Here is a 26,300-nt window from a genome sequence, read left to right as displayed (position 1 = left end):
TCGGTGCGCGGTAGGATGCCCCAGCATGTGGTCTAATTCCACTCAGAGTGACGAGGAGCCCCGGATTTTCTGCCGGCGTCCCCGGTGGCCGCGCCCTTGCTCTCGGCCCGGTCAGTTCCTGGGCATGCCGCGATTCCGCCGGGATATCATGTTAAGGTTGTGTTCAGCTAAAACGGCAGACGTGGAGTCAACAGGCAGTCAGCAGGATGTTTAACAGGCTTTCAGGTACGACAATCGCGGCCGCACTGCGCGACAAACCGATGGTCGCAGTCGGTGGGGTGGTCGTGCTGTTCCTCTTCGGTTGGTGGTTTTTCGCAGCGGATTCACGTCCCCTGCCGGACTTCTCGCGCTACGACCAGGTGCCGGAACTGAAACAGGCCTTCTATGACTACCTGACGCCGATTGTACGCGAGCAGAACGACCGGTTGCGCGAGGAGCGCCGCTCCCTGCTGGCTCTGGCTGACAAACAGCAGCTCGGGGAGCAACTCAATCTGCTGGATCGCTGGCGGGTGCGGCGTCTCGCCGAGACCTATGCAGTGCCCGAGGAGCTGACGGTTGCGGAGCAGCTGGAGATCCTGCTGCAACGTGTCGATGTGGTCCCCCTGGAGCTGGCCCTGGTGCAGGCGGCCAAGGAGTCAGCCTGGGGGCGTTCGCGTTTTGCGGTCAAGGCCAACAACCTCTTCGGCCACTGGTGTTTTGAGCCCGGTTGCGGTCTGGTGCCGCTGGCCCGCGGCACGGGGAAGCGCCACGAGCTCCGCGTCTATGCTTCGGTGAGTGACGCTATCGCCAGTTACATGCACAACCTGAACACGCACCCCAGGTACCGGGCTTTCCACGAGCTGCGCGCGCGCCAGCGCGACCGCGACGTCGCGCTGTCGGCGCGGTTTCTCGCCGACGGCCTGCTCTACTATTCCGAGCGCCGGGAGGACTACGTTCAGGAGGTCAAGGCGATGATTGGCCAGTATCGCGAATTCACCACCCGACAGCTTGAGGACACTCAAGCGTGAGCCTGCGCACGCTTGCGGCGATACTGGCGGTGGGCTTGTTTTCCCTGTCGCCCGTGCTGCGCGCCGCCGACCATGCCGTCATTCTGCTTTACCACCACGTCAGTCAGGAGACCCCGGCCAGCACCAGCGTGACTCCCGAGCGCTTTACCGCACATCTGGACTACCTCGAGGACCATGGCTTCACCGTCATGCCGCTACAGCTTCTTCTGGAGAAGGCCCTGGCGGGAGGGCCGCTACCTGACAATGCCGTGGCCATCACCTTTGACGATGCCTACCGATCAGTGTTCACCGAGGCCGCACCCCGCCTGGCCGATCGTGACTGGCCCTTCACGGTGTTTCTCGCCAGTCAGCCGCTCGACGACCAGGTGCCCGGCTACATGTCCTGGCAGCAGGCCCGGGAGCTGCTTGCCATGGGTGCCAGTATCGGTGGCCACTCCCACAGCCACGATTACCTGGCGCGGCGTCGGTCCGGCGAGAGTGACGCCCAGTGGGCGCAGCGCATAGACGATGAGATCGACCGCAACCGCGAGCGAATCCGTGCGGAACTGCAGGTGGATATCCAGGCCTTTGCCTACCCCTTTGGCGAATATAACAGCCAGCTCAAGGGCGCGCTTTCCCGTCGCCAGCTGCTCGGGCTGGCACAGCAGTCAGGCGCCGTTGGCGCAGTTACTGATCCGCTGCAGATTCCACGCTTTCCAATGGCGAGCGGTCAGGACAGTCTGCAGCGTCTGCGCCAGGGTGTTCACAGCCGGCCACTGCCGGTGGTACAGGAGCGGGTAGATGACGGGGTGCTGAGCATCACGCTTTCCGGTGAGGCCCTGGCCGGGCTGGCCTGTTTCGCCTCAAGCGGTGAGGCCCTGTCTCTCCATCAGATGGGAGAGCGCCGTTACGCTGTCGACTTGCCGCCGACCCGCGGCGGCCGCAACAAGGTCAACTGCACGGCCCCCAGCAGTGAGGGTGCAGGTGAATTTTACTGGTACTCCTATCTTTGGCTGGGGGATTAGGGGCGCCGCTTTTTCTCAGCTGCCGCCACATGCGCGCTTGCCCGGGCCACCGAGTCGGGGTTCAGACTGATCGAGTCAATCCCGCAATCCACCAGGAACTCGGCGAACTCCGGGTCATCGGAGGGAGCCTGGCCACAGATGCCCACCTTGCACCCATGCTGGTGGGCCACCCGGATCACCTGCTCGATCATCCGTTTGACGGCTTCATCCCGAGCGTCGAAAAGCGTTTTCAGAACCGCGGAGTCGCGGTCTATGCCCAGTACTAGCTGGGTCAGGTCATTGCTGCCAATGGAAAAGCCATCAAAACGCCCAGCGAACTGGTCCGCGAGAATCACATTGGAGGGGATCTCGCACATCACATAGATTTGCAGCCCGTCCTTGCCGCGCCGCAGGCCCGCTTCGGCCATGGTGTCAAGAACCCGGTCTGCTTCCGCCGGCGTGCGGCAGAAGGGAATCATCACGATGATGTTGTCGAAGCCCATACTTTCGCGGGCTCGCAGGATGGCGCGACACTCAAGTTGAAAGCCCTCGCGGTACAGGGGGTGGTAATAGCGTGAGGCACCGCGAAAGCCGAGCATGGGGTTTTCTTCTTCCAGTTCGAAGAATTCACCGCCCAGCAGGCCGCGATACTCGTTCGATTTGAAGTCCGACATGCGCACAATGACGGGGCGCGGATACTGTGAGGCAGCAATTCGCGCCACGCCCCGCGCCAGCCCATCGATGAAGTAGTCGACCGGCTGCTGGTGACCGGCATGCAGCTCGGCAATGTCCTTTGCGACCTGTGGATCGCTTACCTTTTCCGGGTGGACCAGCGCCATGGGGTGGACGCGAATCTGGCTGGAGATGATGAACTCGATCCGCGTGAGCCCGATACCGGACACAGGCAGTTGCCACCACTGCAGGGCGCCGTCTGGAAGTGCGGCATTGATCATCAGTTGTGTGCGGGAGTGCGGCAGCTCGGCGAGGCTGATGGAGTCGCAGTCAAAGTCGAGCAGGCCCGCATACACCTTGCCGGTCGCGCCTTCTGCGCCACTGATGGTGATCTCCATCCCATCCCGCAGCATAGCGGTGGCATCGCCGCAGCCAACGATGGCGGGTTTTTTCAGCTCCCGGCTGACAATGGCCGCGTGGCTGGTGGTGCCGCCGCTATTGGTCACGATACCCGCCGCCCGGCGCATGATGGGTACCCAGTCCGGGTCGGTGCGCTCGGTGACCAGGATGGCACCCTCGGGAAAGGCATCGACATCACCCGGCCGGTCCACCACGCAGACCGGCCCGCCGGCGATGGCACTGCCCACGGCTGCCCCCTCAAGCAGCACCCGACCTTTTTCCTTCAGGTGATAGCTCACCAGGACGCTGCGGTCCTTCTGCGATTCTATGGTTTCCGGCCGGGCCTGAACAATGAACAGCTGCCCGTCGCTGTCCCGGGCCCACTCGATATCCATGGGCCGCCCGTAGTGCGCCTCGATTCTGGCTCCCCAGCGGGCCAGGTGCAGGACCGCTAGGTCATCCAGCACCCGGCTGCGTTGTTCTGCCGTGCTGGTAGGGACGGTGACAGTGGGCCCCTGATCATCGTCGGCATCCGAGGGCTGGCTATCCTCCGGTAGCGCATAGCGCATTTTCACCAGCTTGCTGCCCACGCTCGCTTCAATCACGGGGCTCAGTGCGCGCTCCTCGAGGAAGGGCTTGTAGGCCATGTAGCGGTCGGGATTGACCGAACCCTTCACGACGGTTTCCCCCAAGCCCCAGGCAGCACTGATGAGCACCACGTCGGGAAAGCCGCTCTCGGTATCCAGGGTGAACATCACGCCCGCCGCGGCGGATTCCACCATCTGCTGGACACCGACGGACAGGGCGACCTGTTCGTGTTCGAAGCCTCGCTCTTCCCGGTAGGCAATGGCGCGATCGGTGTAGAGGGAGGCGTAGCATTCGCGGCAGGCCTGCAGAAGGGCCTCCTCGCCGCGGACATTGAGGAAGCTCTCCTGTTGTCCGGCAAAGGAAGCCTCGGGCAGGTCTTCCGCGGTGGCGGAGCTGCGCACGGCGACAGCCAGGGAGGGGGTCTGCAGGCGCTCACAGAGTTCGCGGTAGGCGCCCGTGATCAGGGTGCGCTGGCGGTTGGAAAAATTCCCCCTGCGGATCAGCTCGCGGATGGCTCCGCCGGTGGCTTCGAGCGATTGGCTGCCTCGACGCATGGCAGCCACAGCCTCGCGGATGGGGGCCTCCAGCCGGTTGTCCGCCAGGTAGTCGCGGAAGGCCTGCGCCGTGGTGGCAAAACCGAAGGGGACCCGGATCCCTTCCTCGCTCAGGCGCTGGTACATTTCCCCCAGGCTGGCGTTCTTGCCACCGACTTGCGGCAGGCACGAGAGGTCAAGGGTGTCGAACCACAGGACGGTTTCTGGTTGGTTCACCGCATCATCTCCTGCTTGTGGGCTTGCCGCTACAGGATAGACCAGGGCAGGCGTTGTGGCGCGCAGGCATGGCGCCGGAGCCATCAGGTCCCGTGCAGGCTGAGGAAGCGGTCCACCACCTGCTCGACATGCGTTTCCAGGGACTCGCCCGTGAATTTTGCCGGCTGGCCGTAGAGTAGCCGGATCAACTCCAGTCCCAGCAGCATGCCAATCAACAGCTCCGTGCTTTGTGGCGGGTCCGGTATGCGCAGCAGGCCGGCGGCATCGGCCCGGGTCATCCAGTGTTCCAGCTGCGCGTGAGTGGCTTCCGGTCCCGAGCGGTAGATACGCGCCAGGATCGCCTGGGAAGAAGCGGGGCTGGCCAGTACCAGGCGCAGGAAGCCCTGGTGCTCCTCACCGAGGACGAAGCTCAGCAGCTGTTGGCCGAAGCTGCACAGCGCCTTGCGGGCACTGGAGGCGTCTTCCGGTTGCAGATTGAGGCTGTCCATCAGGCTGTTGGCCTGGTCGCCAATTACGGCGTCGAGCAGGGCTTCGCGATTGGCATAGCGGGCGTAGATCGTCACCTTCGAGACACCCGCCCGGCGCGCTACGGCCTCCATGGAGAGCTCACCCGGGCCCCCCTGGAACAGCAGTGACCGCGCGGCGTCGAGAATGGCGCGTTGCTTGGCCGGGTCGGGCGGTCGCCCGGGCCGGGCGTTGCTCGCGGTAGAGGACGGTGCGGCTTTGGCCTGCTTGCTTGACACTGGTGCGTACCTCTTAATTACTGTACGATACCGTACACTAAATTGGCGGATGGATCACCTTTCATGTTGCGAGCAAGGCTGGTCGCCATTCTGGCGGCGTTTACCCTGGCTGCCTGTGGCGAGGATACCGGTAATCAGGCCCAGGCGCCCGCGGCCCACTGGGTTTTGACGGTGCCCCTGAGGGCGACCTCGGATCAGCGCCTGCAGCTTTCCGGCACCGTGCGGGCGCGGTTTGAAACGCCACTCGCCTTCCAGGTTGGCGGGCGCATCCTGCAGCGCCGGGCCAATGCGGGGGAGAAGGTGACGCCTGGCCAGGTTTTGTTTCGCCTCGACCCGCGGGATTTCGACCAGGCGCTGCGCATTGCCGAGGCGGAACTGGCTGCAGCCAGGGCGGCACGGGAGACGGCCGTCAGTGAACTCTCGCGTCAGGAACAACTGGTGGCGCAGAATTTTGTCAGTGCCCAGAGCCTGGCGCGCTTTCGCCTGGCGGAGCAGGATGCCCGCAGCCGGGTGGACGCGGCTGCCGCCAGTCTCGCCAGTGCCCGCCATCAGCGCGAATATGCCGATTTGCGACTGGCGCAGGGCGGGGTGCTGATCGAGGTCAGTGGCGAGCCCGGTCAGGTTGTGGCGGCGGGCGAGCCGGTCGCTCTGCTGGCCCAACGGGGCGAGCGCGAGATTGAGGTGTTCCTCCCCGACGTGGGGCCGGCTCCGGTTCAGGGCACGGTTCGCTGGCGCGACCAGCCGCCCCGCGCGATACACCTGCGTGAAGTGGCGGGCTCTGCGGACCCGGCGAGTCGTACCTGGCGCGCGCGCTACCAGCTGGATGACAGCGACGAGAGTTTGCCGCTTGGGGTTGTGGTTCAGGTTGATCTCCACGAAACCGGCAGTTCGCAGCGCTTTGCCCTGCCGTTCTCCGCGCTGGATGAACGTGGGGAGGGTCCCCGAATCTGGACCTTGCGCGACGGTGAGGCGCACCCGGTGTCGGTATCGATCGCCGGTTTGCGCGACGATCGTGTGCTGGTGGCGGTGGATCTGCCCGCCGGCACGCCGGTGATCCGGCTCGGTACCCATCTGCTGGAACCCGGCCAGGCGGTGCGGGAGCGCAGGCAATGAGTTTCCCCAATCTCTCTGCCCTGGCGGTGCGCGAGCGTGCCCTCACGCTGTTCTTTTTGCTGCTGTCAGTAGTGGCCGGGGTCTATGCCTTCACGACGCTGGGGCGCGCCGAGGACCCGAGTTTTACCGTGCGCATCATGGTGGTCTCCGCCCTGTGGCCGGGGGCGACCCCGGAAGAGATTGAGGAGCAGGTGGCCGACCGTCTGGAGCAGCGCATCCAGGAGGTCGAGAACCTCTATCGCATCGAAACCGTGATTCGTCCGGGGCGTGTCGATCTGCAGGTGGAGTTCGAGGACTATACGCCCAGTGAAGCGGTGCCCGACCTCTTCTATGAAGTGCGCAAGCGGATGTGGGACGAGGCGCCGAACCTGCCTGAGGGGGTGATTGGCCCGATCGTCAACGATGATTTCTCCGACGTCTACTTCTCGCTACTGGCGCTGACTGCACCGGGCCTGCCGATGGCCGACCTGACCCGCGAGGCGGAGGCTATCCGTGACCGCTTGCAGCGCCTGGACGGCACGCGCAAGGTGCTGCTCCTAGGTGAGCGCAGCGAGCGGGTTTTCGTGGAGTTCGATCCGGCGCGTCTGGCCAACCTTGGGGTTCGCCCCGAAGTGATTTTTGATGCCATCGCGGCGCACAACCAGCTGGCCCCCGCCGGTTTCATCGACCGCGAGGGGCCGCGAACCTACCTGCGTATCGACTCGGACCTCTCCGCCCGCGGTGCGCTGGAGGCGGTCCCCGTCGCCATTGGTGATCGACTGCTGCGCCTGGGGGACCTCGCGACCGTCCACTCCGGTTACGAGGACCCGCCAAGTTACCTGGTCAGGGCACACGGGGAGGATGCCATTCTGCTGGGTGTGGTCATGCGCGAGGGTGAGAACGGGCTGGATTTTGGGGCGGAGTTATCCGCCTTCCTGGAGCGCGAGCGCGGCCGTCTGCCCCTGGGCATGACCCTGCATACCCTGACCAACCAGACCGACATGATCCGGGCGGCGGTGGACCTGTTCCAGGTGAAGTTCCTGGTCGCGGTGGCCGTAGTGATGGCGGTGAGCATTCTTTCCATCGGCCTGCGAGCTGGCCTGATCGTGGGGATCGCCATACCGGTGACCCTGGGGCTGGCCTTCCTGTTGATGAAACTGACCGGGATCAACCTCGACCGAATCACCCTGGGGGCCTTGATTATCGCCCTTGGCCTGCTGGTGGACGACGCCATCATTGCCATCGAAATGATGATTGTGAAGATGGAGGCCGGCTGGGACCGGGTCCAGGCGGCCACCCATGCCTGGAACGTTACCGCGGCGCCGATGCTCTTCGGTACCCTGGTCACGGTGGTGGGCTTCGTGCCGATCGGTTTTGCCCGCTCCGGCGTCGGTGAGTACGCGGGAAATATCTTCTGGGTCATGGCCTTCTCCCTGCTGGTGTCCTGGCTGGTGGCGGTGACCTTCACCCCCTGGCTCGGCGTGAAGCTGTTGCCGGACCTGCACAGTCAGGGGCACGGTGAGGACGCCTACCAGACGCCACTCTACCGTTGCCTGCGCGGGCTGATCCTAGCCTGCGTTCGCCACCGCAAGAGCGTGGTGGCGGTGACCGTCGCTCTGCTGGCGCTGGGTGTGGTGGGCATGAATACCGTGGTACAGAAGCAGTTCTTTCCCGCCTCGGACAGGCCCGAGGCCCTGGTGGAAATCTACCTGCCCCAGGGCAGTGCGATCGGTGTGACCGACCGCGTGGTGCAGCGCCTGGAGGCTGTCCTCGAGGACATGCCCGAGGTGCGCAGCCTGTCCTCCTATGTGGGCGCCGGGGCTCCCCGCTTTTTCCTCTCGGCCAACCCGGAGCAGCCGAACCCCGCATTTGCCAAGATTATCGCCATTGGCGAGGATGCCGATGGGCGTGATCATATCCTGAAGACCCTGCGGACCCACGTGGATGCCGGCGAATTTCCCGAGGCCCGTATTCGACTGACTCGTCTGTTCTACGGCCCACCCGTGGTCTGGCCAGTTACCTTCCGCATACTTGGTCCCGACCCCCTGGTCCTGAGGGAGCTGGCGCGGGAGGTCAGTGCACGGGTCGACGCGCATCCGAACACCACGGGCACCCACCTGGACTGGGACGAGAGGGTGCCGGTGGTGCGGCTCAAAATGGACAGCGAGCGACTGCGCCTGATGGGCCTGACACCCAGCGAGGTCGCCAGGCAGGTGCAGTTCCAGCTGGACGGCCTGCCGATCGATGAACTGCGCCGGGATGTCCGCACAGTAGAGCTGCGAGCACGGGCACGGCGCGATACTCTGCCCGACCTGGAGCACCTGGAAATACGCAACCAGTCCGGCGACAAGCTGCCGTTGATTCAGCTGGGTGAGCTGAGCGTGGAGTTTGAGGACCCGGTGATCAAACGCCACAACCGGCAGCGGGTGCTGGCGGTGCAGGCGGATGTGCGCGGCGCCCAGGCGCCGGCGGTGCAGATGGCCATCTGGCAGCAGCTGGAGAGTTTCCGCAGCCAGCTGCCCCTCGACTACCACATGGAACTGGGGGGAAGTATCGAGAGCTCGGCCAAGGGGGAAGGCTCGATCCAGGCAATGCAGCCGGTGATGGTGATCCTGACGCTGATTCTCATCATGCTGCAGATGCGCTCTTTTTCGGGGCTGTTTATCGTGGTGGCCACGGCGCCCCTGGGGCTCGTGGGAGCGGTAGCCGCCATGGTGCTGTTCGACCAGCCCTTCGGGATCAATGCCCTGCTCGGGCTGATCGGCCTGTCCGGCATTCTCATGCGCAACACGATGATCCTCACCCAGCAGGTGCAGGACAATCTGGAGGCAGGGCTGGAGGCGGCCACCGCGGTGATCGAGGCGGCGGTGCAGCGCGCCAGGCCGGTCGTGTTGACCGCGCTGGCCGCGGTATTCGCCTTTGTGCCCCTGACCCTAGACAGCTTCTGGGGGCCGTTGGCCTACGTTCTGATCGGCGGCATTGCCGTGGGCACGGCGATTACCCTGTTGTTTGTGCCGGCTCTGTACGCCCTGTGGTTCCGACTTCAAGTGCCCGAGCGCTGATGCGGGGATGGCGGCGTGCCCTCGGTGTTCGCGGCAATCGTGGACGGCGCCGCGGTCGGTATGGCCAGCCTGCTGGCGCAGGACATGGACACTCGCCCCGAGCTGACGCCCTGGCTGGCCTCGGTGTTCGTGCTGCCGGCGTGGCGGGGGCGGGGGATCGCCTCGCAGCTGGTGCGGCGAGTGGAAGGGGAGGCCCGCGACAACGGGATCGATTGCTTTTACCTGTTCACCCCAGACCAGCAGTCACTGTATCGACGACTCGGCTGGCGCGACAGGGAAGTGTGTGAGTATCACGGCGAGTCGGTGACAATCATGTGCCGCCGACTCGCCGAGGGCGTTACGCCAGGTCGAAGCGGTCCGCGTTCATGACCTTGTTCCAGGCGGCCACGAAGTCGCGCACGAATTTCTCACGGTTGTCGTCCTGGGCGTAGACCTCTGCGTAGGCGCGCAGGATCGAGTTGGAGCCGAACACCAGGTCGAGGCGGGTCGCGGTCCACTTCAGCGCGTCGCTATTGCGGTCGCGAATCTCGTAGAGGCCGTTGCCCGCGGGCTTCCAGGTATTCCCCATGTCGGTCAGGTTGACGAAGAAGTCGTTGCTGAGCACACCCTCGCGATCGGTGAACACCCCGTGTTGGGTGCCGCCGTGGTTGGTGCCGAGCATGCGCATGCCGCCCACCAGCACGGTCATCTCCGGCGCCGTCAAACCGAGGAGCTGGGTCTTGTCGAGCATCAGTTCTTCCGGCTTGACCACATAGTCCTGCTTCAGCCAGTTGCGGTATCCGTCGTGGATCGGCTCCAGGGGCGTAAAGGAGTCGGCGTCGGTCATCTCGTCGCTGGCATCGCCACGACCGGGTGCGAAGGGCACCTCGATCTCGATTCCCGCGGCCCGGGCGGCCTGCTCGATGCCGACGTTGCCCGCCAGCACAATGGTGTCGGCCAGGCTGGCACCCGCTTCCGCGGCGAGGGGCTCGAGCACTGACAGGACCCTGGCAAGGCGTTCGGGCTCGTTGCCTTCCCAGTCCTTCTGTGGCGCCAGGCGGATACGGGCACCGTTGGCGCCACCGCGCAGGTCGGAGCCGCGGAAGGTGCGCGCGCTGTCCCAGGCAGTCGCGACCATCTCGCCAATGCTCAGCCCGCTGGCAGCGAGCTTTTGCTTGAGCGCAGTCACGTCATAGTCGGTGGGGCCGGCGGGTACCGGGTCCTGCCAGATCAGATCCTCCGCGGGGACATCCGGCCCGATGTAGCGGACCTTCGGCCCCAGGTCGCGATGGGTCAGCTTGAACCAGGCGCGGGCGAAGACCTCGGAAAAGTATGCCTGATCGCGGGAGAAGCGCTCGGAAATCTCGCGGTAGACCGGGTCCATCTTCATCGCCATATCGGCGTCGGTCATGATCGGGTTGAGTCGGATCGACGGGTCTTCGACGTCCACCGGCTTGTCCTCTTCCCGGATATCGACCGGCTCCCACTGGAAGGCTCCGGCGGGACTTTTCTTCAGCTCCCAGTCGTAGCCGAGCAGCAGCCGGAAGTAGCCGTTGTCCCAGCGGGTGGGGTGGGTCGTCCAGGCACCCTCGATCCCGGAGGTGACGGTGTAGCGGCCCTTGCCGCTCTCGTGGGGGTTCTTCCAGCCAAAGCCTTGCTCCTCGACGTCAGATGCCTCGGGCTCGGGGCCGAGCTTGCTGGCGTCGCCGTTCCCGTGACATTTGCCCACGGTGTGGCCGCCGGCGGTCAGGGCCACGGTTTCCTCGTCATTCATGGCCATGCGGGCGAAGGTCTCGCGCACCTGTGCGGCGGTTTTCAGGGGGTCGGGCTGACCATTCACGCCCTCGGGGTTCACGTAGATCAGGCCCATCTGCACCGCGGCGAGGGGATTGTCCATGGTGTCCGGCTTGTCCACGTCGCCGTAGCGCTCGTCAGAGGGGGCGAGCCACTCCTTCTCGGCACCCCACCAGGTGTCCTTCTCGGGGTGCCATATATCCTCGCGGCCAAAGGCGAAACCGTAGGTCTTCAGCCCCATGGACTCATAGGCCACGGTACCGGCGTAGACGATCAGGTCGGCCCAGCTGATCTTGTTGCCGTACTTTTTCTTGATCGGCCAGAGCAGGCGGCGCGCCTTGTCCAGGCTGACGTTGTCGGGCCAGGAGTTGATCGGTGCGAAGCGCTGGTTGCCGGTGCTGCCGCCACCGCGACCGTCGGCGATGCGGTAGGTGCCCGCGGCGTGCCAGGACAGGCGGATCATCAGGCCGCCATAGTGCCCCCAGTCCGCTGGCCACCAGTCCTGGCTGTCGGTCATCAGCGCGTGCATGTCGCGCTTGAGGGCGTCGAAGTCCAGCGTCTTGAGCGCCTCGCGGTAGTTGAAGTCGGGGTCCATCGGGTTGGTCTTGCGGTCGTGCTGGTGCAGGATGTCCAGGTTCAGGCTCTCCGGCCACCAGTCCATTGAGGTTTTGCCTGCGGATGTGTTGCCGCCATGCATGACCGGGCATTTGCCGGCGGGGGCCTTGTCACTCTGTGTCATGATGTTCTCCTTCCTGAAGAGCTGTGGACCCACACTACCGCGACTCTCTGTTTCAGAGAACTGGATTTGCTCGAAGTTCACGATCGAAAAATTGAAGGGATCCGCGCTATCATCGCGCCGGCATGGTGTGAGGATAGGGGGAGCAGTGACCTTCAGCGATGATCAAGACTGGATGGCGCGTGCGCTGCAGCTGGCCGATCTGGCGGCGGAGCGGGACGAGGTGCCTGTCGGCGCCGTGGTGGTGCGCGACGGTGAGCTGCTGGGTGAAGGTTTTAACCAGGTGATCTCGGCCCGCGACCCGACTGCCCACGCCGAGATTGTCGCCCTTCGGGCTGCGGCGACGCAGGTGGGCAATTACCGCCTACCTGGTGCGGTTCTCTATGTGACGCTGGAACCCTGCACCATGTGCGTGGGGGCCATGGTGCACGCGCGGGTGCAGACGCTGGTATTCGCGACCCGCGAGCCCCGGGCGGGTGCGGTGTGCAGCCAGTGTCAGCTGCTCTCCAGTGACTTCTATAACCACCGGGTGAACTGGCGGGAGGGCGTGCTGGCCGATGAAGCATCTCGGCGGCTGCGCGACTTCTTCCGTGCGCGGCGTCAGCCTCGCGTCTGATACCGGGCCCGGTGCCCGCGTGTTGCGCTAGAGTGCCTGCAGGCGGACACCCCGTAAAACCTCAGGCAGAAACTCCCGGGTATCCAGCGGGGGGCTGGGTTTCTCGGCGGGCTGATCCTGCCACTGCAGAATGCTGTAGTAGTGGCGGATGTTCTGCACATAGTTGACGGCCTCGAGGCCCCGGGCGAAGCCGTATTTGGTGGTGCGGTAGTACTCCCGCTTCTGCAGCAGGGGCAGGTACTCCATCAGGTCCGCCCAGCGGTGGGGGTCGCCCCCCATCCGCTCGGTCAGGACGCGGGCGTCGGAGAGGTGGGCGCGGCCAATGTTGTAGGCGACCAGGGCCATCCAGGTGCGGTCCGGTTCGGGAATGTCCCCCGGCAGTCGCCGGCGCAGCTGTTTGAAGTAGCGGGCCCCCCCTCGCAGGCTCTGCAGGGGGTCGGTGCGATTGCTGACGCCCATTTCCTCCGCCGTGGGCGTTGTCAGCATCATCATGCCCCGCACTCCAGTGGGGGAGGTTGCCTCCGGGTCCCAGTGGGATTCCTGGTAGGCGATGGCCGCCAGCAGGCGCCAGTCCAGCTGGTATTCCGCTGCCACCTGGCGAATCATTGATCGCCACTCCGGCAGCTGGGTGCGAATGCTGCGGGCAAAGGTGTGGGAGCCGATGCGGGAGAGGGCGCTGGCGTGGCCGAAATGGCGGTCCTTCAGCAGCTCCAGCCGTCCCTCTTCGCGCAGGCGCTGGAACAGATCATTGACCCGGGCCTGCAGGGCTGCCCCGGGCTCCCCTGGCGCCATGTACCAGACCATTTCCTGGACCTCGCCGAGATCGAAAGCGACCGCCAGGCGTGGATAGAGTGCCTGCTGGATGCGGAACTCATTGGCGTCCAGCATGGCCAGCTCGGCCTCGCCGTTTTCCACGCGTTCCAGCAGCTCGGTCGAGTCCGCCTCCGCCAGGGATTGCCAGCGCAGACCCGGCTGGGTGGATGCCTGTAGCCGTTCCAGGGTCTGCTCGTGGGAGCTGCCGGCCAGTACCACCAGGCGCAGATCGCCCAGGTCGTCCATGTCCGCGGGGCGTCTCTGGCCGGTGCGGTAGATCACCTGGGTGCTGATCTCGGCGTAGGGCACGGAGTGGTGGAAACGGGCCGCGCGTTCCGCTGTCAGGCTGAGGCCGGCCGCGGCCAGGTGGGCTTCCCGACGTTCCAGGTGCGACAGCACCTCGGTCAGGGTGAAAGCGGGTTCCAGGCGCAGCTCGACGCCCAGGTCCTCGGCGAGGAGTTGCGCCAGATCGTACTCAAAGCCGGTGGGGCCTTCGCGCCCCAGGTAGAAGGTGGTCGGGCTGCTGCGGCTGACCACCACCAGCTCGCCGCCATCGAGAATATCGCGCAGGCTGTCCCGCTGCTGGCATCCCGCCAGCAGCAGAGCGAACAGTAAAAGAGCGAGATAGGAACGCATGAGGCCATGGTAACCGGGTCGGTGGAATCTGCGAAGCTCTACGGAAAGTGGACAAAGCCCGACTGATCCCCTATTCAAGGTATGGGCGGAATCTGTTTCAGCGCTAGGCTTGAACCTGTCAACCGTCAACCCGGAGAACAATAGTATGACACTTCCCGCGCTTCCCCTGACTCACCGCCCCGAGACCGGTGCCAATGAGGTTTTTGCCAAGGTGGCTGCCCTGGGTGAACTGTTCCGGGGCAATGCCGGCCGCGCCCGCGAGGAGCGCATGGTGCCCCAGGAAAACATCGATGCGCTCAAGGAGGCCGGCTTCTTCCTGGCGCTGCAGCCGAAGCGCTGGGGTGGCCTAGAGGTGGACCCCCAGGACTTCTTTCGCATGCACCTGGCGATCGCGGAAAATTGTATGTCCACGGCCTGGGCCGCGGGCATCGTGGCAGTGCACGCCTTTCAGATTGCACTGATGGATGAGCGCGCCCAGGAGGAGGTCTGGGGTGATGATATTCACGCCCGGGCTTCCTCCGCCTATGCGCCCATGGGCAAGGTGACCGAAGTCGAGGGCGGTTTCCGCTTCAGCGGCCGCTGGGGCTGGAGCAGCGGCAGCGACCACTGTACCTGGGCCCTGCTGGGTGCCATCTGCCCGGACGGGGGCTTCCGCACCTTCCTGGTGCCCCGCCGCGATTACGAAATCGTCGACACCTGGCACGTCATGGGTCTCCAGGGCACCGGCTCCAAGGATATCGTCGTGGAGGATGTCTTCGTGCCCGACTATCGCACCCACAAGGCCGAAGACGGCTTCCAGGGCACCAACCCCGGCGTGACCGCGGACAGCGCGCCGCTGTATCGTCTGCCCTGGGCCCAGCTCTTCGTGCGTGTGGTCTGTACTCCGGCGATCGGCGCCGCCCGTGATGCCGTGGATATCTACCGCCGCACCGTGCTCGGCAAGGCCAGCGGTGATGTCACCAAGCTCGCCGGTGACACTGCCACCCAGGAGCGTATCGCCGTCGCGGTCAACACCCTGGACGAACTGGAGGCGATTCTGTTCAGCAACTTTGATCGCATGATGGCGCAGGTGCGTGCCGGGGAGTCGGTGCCGGTGCTGGAGCGCATCAAGTACCGCTACCAGGCCTCCCTGGTCATCGAGCGCTGCATGGGTGTGATCGATAGCCTGTTCTCCTCCGCCGGTGGCAGCTCGGTCTTCCTGGGTAACGAGTTGCAGCAGCGCTTCATGGATATCCACACCGGCCGGGCCCACGTAGCCAACAACCCGACCGCCTTTGGGCGCAATTTCGGTTCCGTGCTCCTGGGCGCCGACTCGAGCGACTTCTTCGTCTAGTGTAGATATGTCGCCTTAACCGGGGCGCCGGGATCACGTACAATAGCGAGCTTCCATTTGATCCCTCCTGGAGCTCGCCACAGCATGTTGATCCTGCGCGGTGCCCCGGCCCTGTCTCCCTTCCGGGCTGACAAGCTGGCCGAAAAGCTGTCTGCCATTCACCCCGATATTCGCCTGCTGGACAGCCAGTTCGTCCACTTTGCCGAACTTTCCGCAGCGCTCGCCGACGGCGATGATCTGCGGCTGAGTCAGTTGCTGGGGGACGCTTCTCCGGCCGCCGGTGCACCGCCCGCTCCGAGTGCGGCGGCTATCGCCGCTTCGACACTGTTGCTGGTCGTGCCGCGCCCGGGGACCATCTCCCCCTGGGCCAGCAAAGCCACCGACATCGCCCACAACTGTGGTCTGGGAGCGGTTCGCCGCCTTGAGCGGGGCACCGCCTTCTGGCTGAAACTGCCGGAGGGCCTGGACGCCGCGAGTCGGCAGCAGGTGAAGGCGCTGCTTCACGATCGCATGACCGAGAGCGTTCTCGACAGCCTGGAGGCGGCAAGTTGCCTGTTCGAGCATGCCGAGCCTGCCCCCATGGGCAGTGTCGATGTGCTTGCGGGGGGGCGCTCCGCCCTGGAGCAGGCGGACCGCGCGCTGGGCCTGGCCCTGGCGGATGACGAAATCGACTACCTGGTAGAAAGCTTTACCGCCCTGGGCCGTAACCCCAGTGATGTGGAGCTGATGATGTTCGCCCAGGCGAACTCCGAGCACTGCCGGCACAAGATCTTCAACGCCAGCTGGAGCATCGATGGCGAGGAGCAGAGCCACTCGCTGTTCGCGATGATCCGCAACACCCATGCCTGCGGCGGCGAAGATGTGCTCTCGGCCTACTCCGACAACGCCGCGGTAGTGCGCGGACACCGGGCGGGGCGCTTCTATCCCGACCCGGAGAGCGGCGAGTACGGCTTCTCCGACGAGAACATTCACCTGTTGATGAAGGTGGAAACCCACAACCACCCGACCGCTATCGCCCCCTTCCCCGGGGCCGGTACCGGCTCGGGGGGCGAGATTCGCGATGAGGGTGCCGTGGGCCGGGGCTCCAAGCCCAAGGTGGGCCTGACCGGTTTCTCGGTCTCCAACCTGTGCATTCCCGACCTGCCCCAGCCCTGGGAGTCCGACTACGGGCGGCCCGGTCGCATTGTCTCTCCCCTGCAGATCATGCTGGAGGGGCCGATTGGCGGCGCCGCCTTCAACAATGAATTTGGCCGCCCCAACCTCTGCGGTTACTTCCGCAGCTTCGAGCTGGATGCCCCGGGGCCGGATGGCGAGGAGCGTCGCGGCTACCACAAGCCGATCATGATCGCCGGGGGCTATGGCAATATCCGCGAGGAACACGTCGAGAAGGGCCAGTTCAGCGCCGGCGCCAAGCTGGTGGTGCTCGGTGGCCCGGCGATGCTGATCGGTCTCGGCGGCGGGGCGGCGTCCTCCATGGCCAGTGGGGCCAGCGACGAAGACCTGGATTTCGCCTCGGTGCAGCGCCAGAACCCCGAGATGGAGCGCCGCTGCCAGGAAGTCATCGACCGCTGCTGGCAGCTGGGTGCCGATAACCCGATCGCCTTCATCCACGACGTCGGCGCCGGTGGCCTGTCCAACGCGCTGCCGGAGCTGGTCAAGGACGGTGGCCGCGGTGGTCGCTTCGACCTGCGCGCGGTGCCCAATGACGAGCCGGGCATGTCGCCCCTGGCCATCTGGTGCAATGAGTCCCAGGAACGCTACGTGCTGGCGGTGGAGCCTCGCGACATGCCGCGCTTTGCCGCCATCTGCGAGCGCGAGCGGGCACCCTATGCCGTGGTGGGCGAGGCCACCGAGGAACAGTGCCTGGTGCTGGCGGATCCGCATTTCGACAACCGTCCGGTGGACCTGCCCATGTCGGTGCTGTTCGGCAAGCCACCGAAGATGCATCGGGAAGTGGTACGCCGTCCGGTAGCGCACGCGCCCGTGCATATCGACGCCCCCCTGGAAGAGGCCCTGGAGCGAGTCCTGCAGCTGCCCACCGTGGCCAGCAAGCAGTTCCTCATTACCATCGGTGACCGCACGGTGACCGGGATGGCGGCCCGGGACCAGATGGTCGGGCCCTGGCAGGTTCCGGTGGCCGACTGTGCGGTGACCACGGTCTCCTATGACAGCCATGCCGGGGAAGCGATGGCCATGGGCGAACGCACGCCGCTGGCGCTGATCGACGGGCCGGCTTCGGGCCGCATGGCGGTGGCCGAGGCGATTACCAACCTCTGTGCGGCGCCGGTGGCGCGGCTGCAGGACATCAAGCTTTCCGCCAACTGGATGTGCGCGGCGGGCCACGGCGTGGAGGATGTCACTCTCTACGACACCGTGCGCGCGGTGGGCCTGGAGTTCTGCCCGGCCCTGGGTATCACCATTCCGGTGGGCAAGGACTCCATGTCCATGCGCACCCAGTGGCAGGAGGATGATCAGGCGAAAGCGGTGACGGCGCCGGTGTCGCTGATCGTCTCCGCCTTTGCTCCGGTCACCGATGCCCGCCTGGCGGTCACGCCGCAGCTGCAGCCCGAGGCGGATGCCGTGCTGGTACTGCTCGATCTTGGCCGCGGCGCCTGCCGCCTCGGCGGCTCGGCGCTGGCCCAGGTCTATGGCCAGTTGGGGGACCGGGTGCCGGATGTCGAGCGTCCGGAAGATCTGCGCGGCTTCTTTGCCCTGGTCCAGGAACTGCTGGCCGGCGAACGCCTGCTGGCCTACCACGACCGCTCCGACGGCGGTCTGCTGGTAACCCTGCTGGAGATGGCCTTTGCCGGCCACTGTGGCCTGGAGCTGGATATCCCCGGTGCTGGCGCTGAGCCCCTGGCCGCGCTGTTTGCCGAGGAGGCCGGGGCCGTCCTGCAGATCGCCCGGGCCGATCTGGCGCAGCTGCAGCAGCGCGCGGCGGAACTGGGCCTCGGCGACTGCCTGCAGGTCCTGGGTCGGGCGGTGCCCGGTAACCGTGTGCGCCTGCAGTCCGGTGACAGCCTCTTGCTGGAGGACCGTCGCGACCGCCTGCAGGCCCTGTGGTCGCGCACCAGTCACGCCATGGCGGCGCTGCGCGACAACCCCGCCTGTGCCGACGAGGAGTTTGCCCGCGTCACTGCCGAGGACCCGGGCTTGTCGGCTGGGCTGAGCTTTGACCCGGCCGAGGATGTTGCCGCTCCCTTCATCGCCACCGGCGCCCGTCCGCGGGTGGCGGTCTTGCGCGAGCAGGGCGTGAATGGCCACGTGGAAATGGCCGCGGCCTTCCATCGGGCCGGCTTCACGCCGGTCGATGTGCACATGAGCGACCTGCACAGCGGGCGCCATCACCTGCAGGACTTCAAGGGCCTGGTCGCCTGCGGCGGCTTTTCCTACGGCGACGTGCTGGGTGCCGGCGAGGGCTGGGCGAAAAACATCCTCTTCAACGAGGGGCTGCGCGAGCAGTTCGCCGCCTTCTTCCTGCGCGATGACAGCTTCACCCTGGGTGTCTGCAACGGTTGCCAGATGGTCTCCAGCCTGCAGTCGCTGATTCCGGGTACCGAGCACTGGCCGCGCTTCCGCCGCAATCGCTCGGAGCAATTCGAGGCGCGCCTGGCCCTGGTGCGGGTGGAGGAGAACCCCTCCATTCTGCTCGCCGACATGGCGGGTTCACACATGCCGATCGCCGTGGCCCACGGCGAGGGCCGCGCCGAATTCACCGACGAGCAGGCGCAGCGCAGCTGCGACAGTGGCGGCCAGGTGGCTCTGCGCTACCTGGAAAACGACCTGTCGGTGGCCGAGCGCTACCCGGCCAACCCCAACGGGTCGCCGCTGGGTATCGCCGGGGTGACCAGTCGCGACGGACGGGTCACGGTGATGATGCCACACCCGGAGCGGGTGATCCGCACCGTCCAGCACTCCTGGGCACCGGCGGAATGGGGCGAGGACGGTCCCTGGCTGCGCCTGTTCCGCAACGCACGCCGCTGGCTGGGATAAGCTGCAGGGCCGCCCGCCGGGCGGTCCTTGTGACCCCTGCCTGTTTCTCTATAATGGACGGCCTTTTTCGGGCCCGAGTAATGTCATGCTGAATTCCTACCCTCTGTGGAAATACCTGCTGGTACTCGCCGTGCTGTGCCTTGGGTTGTTCTACGCGGCTCCCAATCTCTACACGCCCGATCCGGCCCTGCAGGTAACCGGTGCCAGCAGCGCCCAGGTGATCGACGAGCAGACCCTGGCGCGAGCCACGCAGGCCCTGGAGGAGGCTGGCATTGAGCATTTCGGCGAGGAGATCGATCCTAGTGGCCGCAATGCCCTGATCCGTCTGCGCAGTGCCGACCAGCAGCTGGTAGGCCAGGCGCGCCTGCAGCGCGCCCTGGGCGACGGCTATATCGTCGCCCTGAACCTCGCGCCCACCACGCCGGAGTGGCTCAGTGACTTCGGTGCGCAGCCGATGAAACTGGGGCTGGATCTCAGTGGCGGGGTGCACTTCAAGCTGGAAGTGGATATCGATGCCGCGGTGGAGCGGCGCCAGGAGTTTTATCAGAACTCGGTGCGGCGTCTGCTGCGGGAGGAGCGTATCCGCGGCATGGTTGGCCAGGACCGCGAAGGGCGGGTCGAGGCCCGCTTCCGCAGTGAGGCGGACCGCGATCGAGCCCGCGAGCTGGTCGCCGACGAGCACCCCGAGCTGTTCCTGGACCGGGTGGAGGAGGGTGACAGCTGGATCCTCTACGCCGCCATGACCGAGCAGATGATCAGCGAGATCGCCGATTACGCCGTCAGCCAGAACCTGACCACCCTGCGCAACCGGGTCAACGAGCTGGGGGTTTCCGAACCCCTGGTACAGCGCCAGGGCCGCAGCCGTATCGTGGTAGAGTTGCCCGGCATCCAGGACACAGCGGAAGCCAAGCGTATCCTGGGTACGGTGGCCAACCTGGAATTCCGCCTGGTGGCGAACCTGGATGCCCCGGAGTCCGAGAAGCAGGAATTCGAGTACCGCGGTGAAGAGCGTGCCGGGATGAGTGAGTGGCTCGAGCGTGACGTGATCATCACCGGCGAGCACGTCGCCAATGCCCAGGCCAGTTTCGACGAGAACGGTCGTCCCAACGTGCAGATCAGCCTGGACAGCGAGGGGGGCACGCTGATGTCCCGGGCCACCCGCAACAACATCAAGCGCCGCATGGGCGTGTTGTTCATCGAGCGCAAGTACCGCACCCGTTACGAAGTCCAGGAGGACGGCACCGAGAAGCCAATCCAGATCCCCTACGACGAGAAAAAGCTGCTCACTGCGCCGGTGATCCAGTCGGCACTCGGGGCACAGTTCCAGATTACCGGTCTGGACAGTCCGCTGGAGGCCTCCGAGCTGGCGCTGATGCTGCGCGCCGGTGCTCTCGCCGCGCCCATCACCTTCGTCGAAGAGCGTACCGTGGGCCCGTCCCTGGGTGCGGAAAACATTCGCCTGGGGGTCAAGTCAGTACAGTACGGTCTCGGCCTGGTGGTATTGTTCATGATCTTCTACTACCGCCTGTTCGGTGTCATTGCCGTAGTCGCTCTGAGTGCCAACCTGATTCTGCTGGTGGCCTTCATGTCGCTGATCGGGGCAACTCTCACCCTGCCGGGTATCGCCGGCATCGTGCTGACGGTGGGTATGGCGGTGGACGCCAACGTGCTGATCTTCTCGCGGATACGTGAGGAGCTGAAGCAGGGCCGAAGTCCCCAGATGGCGATTCACCAGGGCTATGATGCAGCCCTGTCGACCATTCTCGACGCCAATATCACCACCCTGATCGTCGCGGTGATTCTCTATGCCGTGGGCACTGGCCCGATCAAGGGCTTCGCAGTGACCCTGTCGGTGGGCATCGTGACCTCGATGTTTACCGCCATTGTCGGTACCCGCGCACTGGTCAACCTGATTTACGGTGGCCGCAAGGTGCGCACTCTGTCCATCGGGTCTGTCAAGGAGGCGCAGGCATGAAAGTCTTGAACTTCATGGGTCAGCGCAAGCTGGCCCTCGGCCTGTCGGTGGTCCTGCTGGTCCTGTCGATCGGCTCTCTCGCGACCCGCCAGTTGAACTGGGGCCTCGATTTCACCGGCGGCACCCTGGTCGAGGTGCACTACAGTGAAACCGCCGACCTCAGTGCCATTCGCGGGCTGCTGGACGGCAATGGCTTTGCCGGTGCGGTGGTCGTGGCCTTTGGCACCGACCGCGATGTGCTGATCCGTCTGCCCCAGGGCAAGTCGGATGCCGATGCCCGGGCCATGCTGACGCTGCTGCAGGACAACTTCGAAGGCACGGTGGAGCTGCGTCGGACCGAGTTTATCGGCCCCCAGGTGGGCGCGGAGTTGCGGGAGCAGGGCGGCCTGGCCATTCTATTGGCCCTGGGCCTGGTGATGCTCTACATCGCCTTCCGCTTCCAGATGAAATTCGCCGTCGGCGCGGTGGCGGCCCTGTTCCACGATATCGTGATTACACTGGGCTTTTTCTCCATCACTGGCATGGATTTCGACCTCACCGTGCTGGCAGCCCTGCTGGCGGTCATCGGTTACTCCCTCAACGACACCATCGTGGTTTCCGACCGCATCCGCGAGAATTTCCGCAAGGTGCGCGGCGAGGGGCCGGTCTCGATCATCAACATTTCCCTCTCGGAGACCCTGGGCCGCACCCTGGTGACCTCCTTGACCACCCTGCTGGTGCTGGTGGCCCTGGCGGTATTCGGCGGCGACATGATCTACGGCTTTGCCATCGCCCTGCTGGTCGGCGTGGTCATCGGGACCTACTCGTCCATCTATGTGGCGGCGAATACCCTGCTGATGCTCAATGTCAGCAAGGAGGACCTGATGATTCCGGTCAAGGAAGGGGCAGAGCAGGACGACTTGGCGCCCTGACAGTCTCTATTGCGGCCGCCTGCCGCACCGGTTGTAAGCAAACCCGGGCGGCAAGGTAGCCAAGGGCGTTCCGGGACACGCTGTGTATACATCCCTGTACGCTCATTGGCGGCCCTCCCTGGCCGCCGACGGTCCCGGAACGCCCTTGGCTACCTCGCCGTCCTCCGTGTTCGAAGTACCCGGGCAGAGCAACCAGCCGGGCAGGCCGGCCGGCGAGGTCAGGCGAGGGTGCTCAATCCTCGGCGGAATCGGAACCGGCAGCTTCGCGGCGAGCGAGGAGGGGGCGGGTGACCTGCAGGACCGCCTTGAAGCACTTGGGGTTGCCGGCCACGATGTTGCCCGAATCCATAAAGCGGTCCGAGGCATCGACGTCGGCCACCAGCCCGCCGGCTTCCTTGACCAGCAGTGCCCCCGCGGCCATGTCCCAGGGGGCCAGGCCCAGTTCCCAGAAGGCGTCGAGGCGGCCGGCGGCAACGTAGGCCAGGTCCAGGGAGGCGGCGCCAGCGCGGCGGATGCCGGCGCACTGGGCGGCCAGCAGCTCCAGGGACTTGGTGTAGTTGGGCAGCTGGCTGTCGCAGTGATTCTTGAAGGGAATGCCGGTACCCAGCAAAGCGCCGTCCAGGCTCGGGCGGCTGCTGACGCGGATGCGGTGGCCGTTGAGCTGGGCGCCGCGGCCGCGGGAGGCGGTGAACTCTTCCCGGCGCACCGGGTCGACCACGACCGCGTGTTCGACCTTGCCGCGGTACAGGCAGGCAATCGAAATCGCGTAGTGGGGAATGCCACGCAGGAAGTTGGTGGTCCCGTCCAGTGGGTCGATGACCCAGCGGTATTCGGCGTTCTCGTCGCCGATCAGTCCCTCCTCCTCGCCCAGGATCGCGTGGTCGGGGTAAGCCTTGTTCAGGTGGTAGCGGATTTCCCGCTCCGCGGCGTGGTCCACTTCGGAAACGAAATCGTTGCGGCCCTTGCTGCGCACGTTGAGCCGGTCCAGGTCATCCGAGGCGCGCACGATCTGTTCTCCGGCCTTGCGGGCGGCGCGCAGCGCGATGTTGACCATGGGTTCCATAGGACAGTCCTGGGTGCGGTATGTGGGGCGGCGGATTATAGCAGCAGTTATGCGCCGGGCGACACCGGCAATCTGCTATACTCGTTGGCTTTTCTCGCGCGGCGACGGCAGCTGAATCCATGGATTTTGACAATATCCGTATCGTACTGGTGAACACCTCCCATCCCGGCAATATTGGCGGGGCTGCCCGGGCCATGAAAAACATGGGGCTGTCGCGGCTGGTGCTGGTGGCGCCGCGACAGTATCCCGACGAACGCGCCACCTGGCGGGCAGCGGGCGCACTGGATGTGCTCGAGCAGGCCGAGGTGGTCGATTCCCTCGAGGAGGCAATCGCCGACTGCCAGTTCGTGGTCGGCACCAGTGCACGCGGCCGGCGTATCCCCTGGCCGGTGCTGGACGGGCGGCGCTGCGCCGAGCAGGTGGCCCAGCGCTCGAGTCGCGAGCAGGTGGCCGTGCTCTTCGGGCGCGAGGATCGCGGCCTGACCAACGATGAGCTTCAGCTGTGCAACTTGCATTTACACGTGCCCACAAATCCGGATTACAGCTCCCTCAATCTGGCCATGGCGGTGCAGATTGTCTGCTACGAGCTGCGCATGCTGCAGGTGGCGGGTGAGCTGCCGGAGCAGCCGGAGGACCAGTGGGATGCGCCCTTCGCCACCCGCGAGAACATGGAGCGCTTCTACACCCATCTCGAAGAAACCCTGGTGGCGATCGGTTTCCTGGACCCCGCGGCGCCGCGCCAGTTGATGACCCGCTTGCGTCGGCTTTACGGGCGGGTGCGGCTGGACGAGATGGAGCTGAATATCCTGCGTGGCATCCTGACAGAGACCCTCAAGCAGACCCCGCGGGACAAAAGTTGACCTAAATAGTCGGGTATTGCATACTCGGGCCTTTCTCAGACCGGGGGTCGCCATGCGCCTGACGACCAAGGGCCGCTACGCCGTCACTGCCATGCTGGATCTCGCCCTGCACGGGACTGCCGGGCCGGTCAGTCTGGCGGATATTTCCAGTCGGCAGGACATCTCGCTGTCCTACCTCGAGCAGTTGTTCTCGCGTCTGCGCCGGCGACAGCTGGTCACCAGTGTCCGCGGTCCCGGCGGCGGCTATCGCCTCAGCCGCCCGGATGACGCCATTTTCGTGGCCGAAATCATCGACGCCGTCGACGAGGCAGTGGATGCCACTGGCTGCGCCGGCAAGGCCGACTGCCAGCAGGGCGAGGTCTGTCTGACGCATCACCTGTGGGAAGATCTGAGCCGCCAAATCCATGGTTTCCTGAGTGGCATCAGTCTCGCCTCACTGGTGCGCCGCAGTGAGGTGCAGTCCATCTCCGCACGTCAGGATGCGCGCGCCCGGGTTGACGGCATGCTGACCCTGAAACAGCTCTGACCACCATGCAATCACCGGTCTACCTCGACTATCTGGCGACGACGCCAGTTGACCCGCGAGTCGCCGAAGTGATGGCGAAGCATCTCGCGATGGATGGCGTGTTCGGTAATCCCGCCTCCCGTTCCCACGTCTATGGCTGGCGCGCCGAGCAGGCGGTGGAGCAGGGGCGGCGCCAGGTCGCCGACCTGCTGGGTGCCGACCCGCGGGAGATCGTGTTCACGTCCGGTGCAACCGAAGCCGACAACCTCGCCATCAAGGGCGTGGCGGAATTTCACCAGGGGCGCGGACGCCATATCGTCACCACGGCGATAGAGCACAAGGCCGTTCTCGACAGCTGTGCCTGGCTGGAAACCCGCGGCTTCGAGGTGACCTACGTGGCACCCGATGCCCAGGGGCTGATTCAGCCCGAGACCATCGCGCGAAGCCTGCGGCCGGATACGATTCTGGCCAGCGTCATGCATGTCAACAATGAGCTGGGTACCATCAACGACATCGCTGCCATCGGCGAGATCACCCGGGAGGCCGGGGTTCTGCTGCATGTCGACGCCGCCCAGTCGGTGGGCAAGCTACCCTTCTCGCTGCGGGACCTGCCGGTTGATCTGCTCTCCGTCTCCGGGCACAAGTTCTACGGCCCCAAGGGGGTTGGGGTGCTCTGGGTGCGCCGTCAGCCGCGGGTGCAGCTGGCTGCGCAAATGCACGGTGGTGGTCACGAGCGCGGCATGCGTTCCGGCACCCTGCCGACGCACCAGATCGCCGGCCTGGGTGCGGCGGCTGCCATTGCCGCGGAGGACATGTCCCGGGACAGCGAACACCTGGCGGCGCTGCGCCAGCGTTTCCTGGCGGCGATCGCCGGCCTTGAGGGGCTGCGTTTCAATGGTCACGCGGAACAACGCCTGCCCGGCGTGGTCAATCTGAGCGTGGAGGGCGTGGACGGCGAGAGCCTGTTGGCGGCCCTGGGGGAGCTTGCTGTCTCCAGCGGTTCGGCCTGCAATTCCGAGAGCCTGGAGCCCTCCCATGTGTTGCGTGCGATCGGTGTTTCCGATGCGCTTGCCCACAGCGCCCTGCGTGTCAGTTTCGGTCGTTTCACCCGGCCCGAAGAGGTGGATCGCGCCGCCGCGCATTTCAGCGAGGTCGTCGACCGCCTTCGGCGCTGACCGTGAAATTGTCGCTTTTTCCCAAGTGATTGATTTCAGTGGGGAAGTGATAAGACGTGTCGCAGCGTTCAGGGTGAAACCCGGACGCAAATTCCGTATAATCGCGCGCTTCGCGATCCGGGGCTTTTCCCGGGCTCTTTTTTGTCTTTCCTGGAGAATGTTACATGGCCGTAGAACGCACCCTGTCCATCGTCAAGCCCGATGCCGTCGGCAAGAATGTCATCGGCCAGATCTACTCGCGCTTTGAGGGCGCGGGGCTGCGGGTGGTGGCGGCCAAGATGCTGCGTCTCAGCGAAGAGGTGGCAGGTGGTTTTTACGCCGAGCACCGCGAGCGCCCCTTCTTTCCGGCGCTGATCGAGTTCATGACCTCCGGTCCGGTCATGGTCCAGGTCCTGGAAGGTGACAACGCCATCGCCAAGAACCGCGAACTGATGGGCGCAACCAATCCGAAGGAAGCCGAGGCGGGTACCATCCGCGCCGATTTCGCCGAGTCCATCGACGCCAACGCCGTGCACGGTTCCGATTCGCCGGCCTCCGCCGAGCGCGAGATCGCCTACTTTTTCGCCGCCAGCGAGATTTGCGCCCGCGCCTGAGC

General features: G+C 65.3%; 19 protein-coding genes. 14 read left to right on the top strand and 5 right to left on the bottom strand.

Annotated elements, in window-relative coordinates; genetic code table 11:
* Positions 1-260 precede the first annotated feature (260 nt).
* Both ACYVGS_RS11765 and ACYVGS_RS11760 read left to right on the top strand, forming a co-directional pair.
* A complete protein-coding gene (locus tag ACYVGS_RS11765) occupies positions 261-1,007 on the top strand; it encodes a glucosaminidase domain-containing protein (RefSeq protein ID WP_460588879.1) in 747 nt (248 codons plus the stop codon).
* Positions 1,004-2,011, top strand: a complete 1,008-nt coding sequence (locus ACYVGS_RS11760; protein WP_460588878.1) for a polysaccharide deacetylase family protein — start codon at positions 1,004-1,006, stop codon at positions 2,009-2,011. Before ACYVGS_RS11765 ends, ACYVGS_RS11760 begins: the two co-directional genes overlap by 4 nt.
* Here the strand turns inward: ACYVGS_RS11760 and ppsA are convergent.
* Both ppsA and ACYVGS_RS11750 read right to left on the bottom strand, forming a co-directional pair.
* Complete coding sequence (ppsA, locus tag ACYVGS_RS11755; RefSeq protein WP_460588877.1) at positions 2,008-4,419, bottom strand: phosphoenolpyruvate synthase; 2,412 nt, start codon at positions 4,417-4,419, stop codon at positions 2,008-2,010. The genes ACYVGS_RS11760 and ppsA overlap by 4 nt on opposite strands.
* An 83-nt stretch (positions 4,420-4,502) precedes the next feature.
* Positions 4,503-5,162 carry a TetR/AcrR family transcriptional regulator gene (locus ACYVGS_RS11750; RefSeq protein WP_008250649.1) on the bottom strand — a complete coding sequence of 220 codons (660 nt, stop codon included), beginning with the start codon at positions 5,160-5,162 and terminating at the stop codon, positions 4,503-4,505.
* Between the two features lie 63 nt (positions 5,163-5,225).
* On the opposite strand from ACYVGS_RS11750, the gene ACYVGS_RS11745 reads away from it, so the two are divergent.
* From ACYVGS_RS11745 to ACYVGS_RS11735, 3 genes are read left to right on the top strand one after another with little or no spacing between them, the layout of a single operon-like run.
* Positions 5,226-6,275 (top strand): efflux RND transporter periplasmic adaptor subunit, encoded by a 1,050-nt coding sequence (locus tag ACYVGS_RS11745; protein ID WP_008250648.1) that lies wholly within the window; start codon positions 5,226-5,228, stop codon positions 6,273-6,275.
* Positions 6,272-9,316: an efflux RND transporter permease subunit gene (locus ACYVGS_RS11740; RefSeq protein WP_460588876.1), complete on the top strand. Its 3,045-nt coding sequence runs from the start codon at positions 6,272-6,274 to the stop codon at positions 9,314-9,316. The genes ACYVGS_RS11745 and ACYVGS_RS11740 overlap by 4 nt, the downstream gene beginning before the upstream one ends.
* A 15-nt stretch (positions 9,317-9,331) precedes the next feature.
* Positions 9,332-9,685, top strand: a complete 354-nt coding sequence (locus tag ACYVGS_RS11735) for a GNAT family N-acetyltransferase (RefSeq protein ID WP_460588875.1) — start codon at positions 9,332-9,334, stop codon at positions 9,683-9,685.
* On the opposite strand, the gene katG is transcribed toward ACYVGS_RS11735, so the two are convergent.
* Positions 9,654-11,828: a catalase/peroxidase gene (gene katG / locus ACYVGS_RS11730; protein ID WP_460588874.1), complete on the bottom strand. Its 2,175-nt coding sequence runs from the start codon at positions 11,826-11,828 to the stop codon at positions 9,654-9,656. The genes ACYVGS_RS11735 and katG overlap by 32 nt on opposite strands.
* A 145-nt stretch (positions 11,829-11,973) precedes the next feature.
* Between katG and tadA the strand changes: the two genes are divergently transcribed.
* Positions 11,974-12,441, top strand: coding sequence for a nucleoside deaminase (gene tadA, locus ACYVGS_RS11725; RefSeq protein WP_460588873.1), 468 nt, complete (start codon positions 11,974-11,976; stop codon positions 12,439-12,441).
* Between the two features lie 27 nt (positions 12,442-12,468).
* Here the strand turns inward: tadA and mltF are convergent, their stop codons facing one another.
* Positions 12,469-13,890 (bottom strand): membrane-bound lytic murein transglycosylase MltF, encoded by a 1,422-nt coding sequence (gene mltF / locus ACYVGS_RS11720; RefSeq protein ID WP_460588872.1) that lies wholly within the window; start codon positions 13,888-13,890, stop codon positions 12,469-12,471.
* A 145-nt stretch (positions 13,891-14,035) separates the two neighbouring features.
* Between mltF and ACYVGS_RS11715 the strand changes: the two genes are divergently transcribed.
* The 4 genes from ACYVGS_RS11715 (at position 14,036) to secF (ending at position 22,102) form a co-directional block, all read left to right on the top strand.
* Positions 14,036-15,223, top strand: a complete 1,188-nt coding sequence (locus ACYVGS_RS11715) for an acyl-CoA dehydrogenase family protein (RefSeq protein WP_460588871.1) — start codon at positions 14,036-14,038, stop codon at positions 15,221-15,223.
* An 84-nt stretch (positions 15,224-15,307) separates the two neighbouring features.
* On the top strand, positions 15,308-19,216 hold the full coding sequence (gene purL, locus ACYVGS_RS11710; protein WP_460588870.1) for a phosphoribosylformylglycinamidine synthase: 3,909 nt from the start codon (positions 15,308-15,310) through the stop codon (positions 19,214-19,216).
* An 85-nt stretch (positions 19,217-19,301) separates the two neighbouring features.
* Complete coding sequence (gene secD / locus ACYVGS_RS11705; RefSeq protein ID WP_460588869.1) at positions 19,302-21,191, top strand: preprotein translocase subunit SecD; 1,890 nt, start codon at positions 19,302-19,304, stop codon at positions 21,189-21,191.
* Positions 21,188-22,102 (top strand): protein translocase subunit SecF, encoded by a 915-nt coding sequence (gene secF, locus ACYVGS_RS11700; RefSeq protein WP_460588868.1) that lies wholly within the window; start codon positions 21,188-21,190, stop codon positions 22,100-22,102. Before secD ends, secF begins: the two co-directional genes overlap by 4 nt.
* A gap of 232 nt (positions 22,103-22,334) precedes the next feature.
* Here secF and ACYVGS_RS11695 read toward each other — a convergent pair whose 3' ends face one another.
* Positions 22,335-23,165 (bottom strand): inositol monophosphatase family protein, encoded by an 831-nt coding sequence (locus tag ACYVGS_RS11695; protein ID WP_460588867.1) that lies wholly within the window; start codon positions 23,163-23,165, stop codon positions 22,335-22,337.
* Positions 23,166-23,284: 119 nt separating this feature from the next.
* Between ACYVGS_RS11695 and trmJ the strand changes: the two genes are divergently transcribed.
* From trmJ to ndk, 4 genes are all read left to right on the top strand, one after another.
* Positions 23,285-24,025: an RNA methyltransferase gene (trmJ, locus tag ACYVGS_RS11690; RefSeq protein ID WP_460588866.1), complete on the top strand. Its 741-nt coding sequence runs from the start codon at positions 23,285-23,287 to the stop codon at positions 24,023-24,025.
* A gap of 52 nt (positions 24,026-24,077) precedes the next feature.
* Positions 24,078-24,551: a Fe-S cluster assembly transcription factor gene (gene iscR / locus ACYVGS_RS11685; protein ID WP_460588865.1), complete on the top strand. Its 474-nt coding sequence runs from the start codon at positions 24,078-24,080 to the stop codon at positions 24,549-24,551.
* A gap of 5 nt (positions 24,552-24,556) precedes the next feature.
* A complete protein-coding gene (locus tag ACYVGS_RS11680) occupies positions 24,557-25,705 on the top strand; it encodes a PLP-dependent aminotransferase family protein (protein WP_460588864.1) in 1,149 nt (382 codons plus the stop codon).
* A 164-nt stretch (positions 25,706-25,869) separates the two neighbouring features.
* Positions 25,870-26,298: a nucleoside-diphosphate kinase gene (ndk, locus tag ACYVGS_RS11675; protein WP_460588863.1), complete on the top strand. Its 429-nt coding sequence runs from the start codon at positions 25,870-25,872 to the stop codon at positions 26,296-26,298.
* Positions 26,299-26,300 lie beyond the last annotated feature (2 nt).

This window comes from Haliea atlantica (genome assembly GCF_054779855.1).
The sequence above is the reverse complement of the archived record's forward strand: the minus strand, read 5'-3'. Positions and strand labels throughout refer to the sequence as shown.

What these genes read in the sequence shown, in the direction of transcription:
- ACYVGS_RS11765 (WP_460588879.1), top strand. Translation starts at nt 261, where the DNA reads ATGGTCGCAGTCGGTGGGGTGGTCGTGCTGTTCCTCTTCGGTTGGTGG.
- ACYVGS_RS11745 (WP_008250648.1), top strand. Translation starts at nt 5,226, where the DNA reads ATGTTGCGAGCAAGGCTGGTCGCCATTCTGGCGGCGTTTACCCTGGCT.
- ACYVGS_RS11740 (WP_460588876.1), top strand. Translation starts at nt 6,272, where the DNA reads ATGAGTTTCCCCAATCTCTCTGCCCTGGCGGTGCGCGAGCGTGCCCTC.
- katG (WP_460588874.1), bottom strand. Translation starts at nt 11,828, where the DNA reads ATGACACAGAGTGACAAGGCCCCCGCCGGCAAATGCCCGGTCATGCAT.
- mltF (WP_460588872.1), bottom strand. Translation starts at nt 13,890, where the DNA reads ATGCGTTCCTATCTCGCTCTTTTACTGTTCGCTCTGCTGCTGGCGGGA.
- ACYVGS_RS11715 (WP_460588871.1), top strand. Translation starts at nt 14,036, where the DNA reads ATGACACTTCCCGCGCTTCCCCTGACTCACCGCCCCGAGACCGGTGCC.
- purL (WP_460588870.1), top strand. Translation starts at nt 15,308, where the DNA reads ATGTTGATCCTGCGCGGTGCCCCGGCCCTGTCTCCCTTCCGGGCTGAC.
- secD (WP_460588869.1), top strand. Translation starts at nt 19,302, where the DNA reads ATGCTGAATTCCTACCCTCTGTGGAAATACCTGCTGGTACTCGCCGTG.
- secF (WP_460588868.1), top strand. Translation starts at nt 21,188, where the DNA reads ATGAAAGTCTTGAACTTCATGGGTCAGCGCAAGCTGGCCCTCGGCCTG.
- ACYVGS_RS11695 (WP_460588867.1), bottom strand. Translation starts at nt 23,165, where the DNA reads ATGGAACCCATGGTCAACATCGCGCTGCGCGCCGCCCGCAAGGCCGGA.
- trmJ (WP_460588866.1), top strand. Translation starts at nt 23,285, where the DNA reads ATGGATTTTGACAATATCCGTATCGTACTGGTGAACACCTCCCATCCC.
- iscR (WP_460588865.1), top strand. Translation starts at nt 24,078, where the DNA reads ATGCGCCTGACGACCAAGGGCCGCTACGCCGTCACTGCCATGCTGGAT.
- ACYVGS_RS11680 (WP_460588864.1), top strand. Translation starts at nt 24,557, where the DNA reads ATGCAATCACCGGTCTACCTCGACTATCTGGCGACGACGCCAGTTGAC.
- ndk (WP_460588863.1), top strand. Translation starts at nt 25,870, where the DNA reads ATGGCCGTAGAACGCACCCTGTCCATCGTCAAGCCCGATGCCGTCGGC.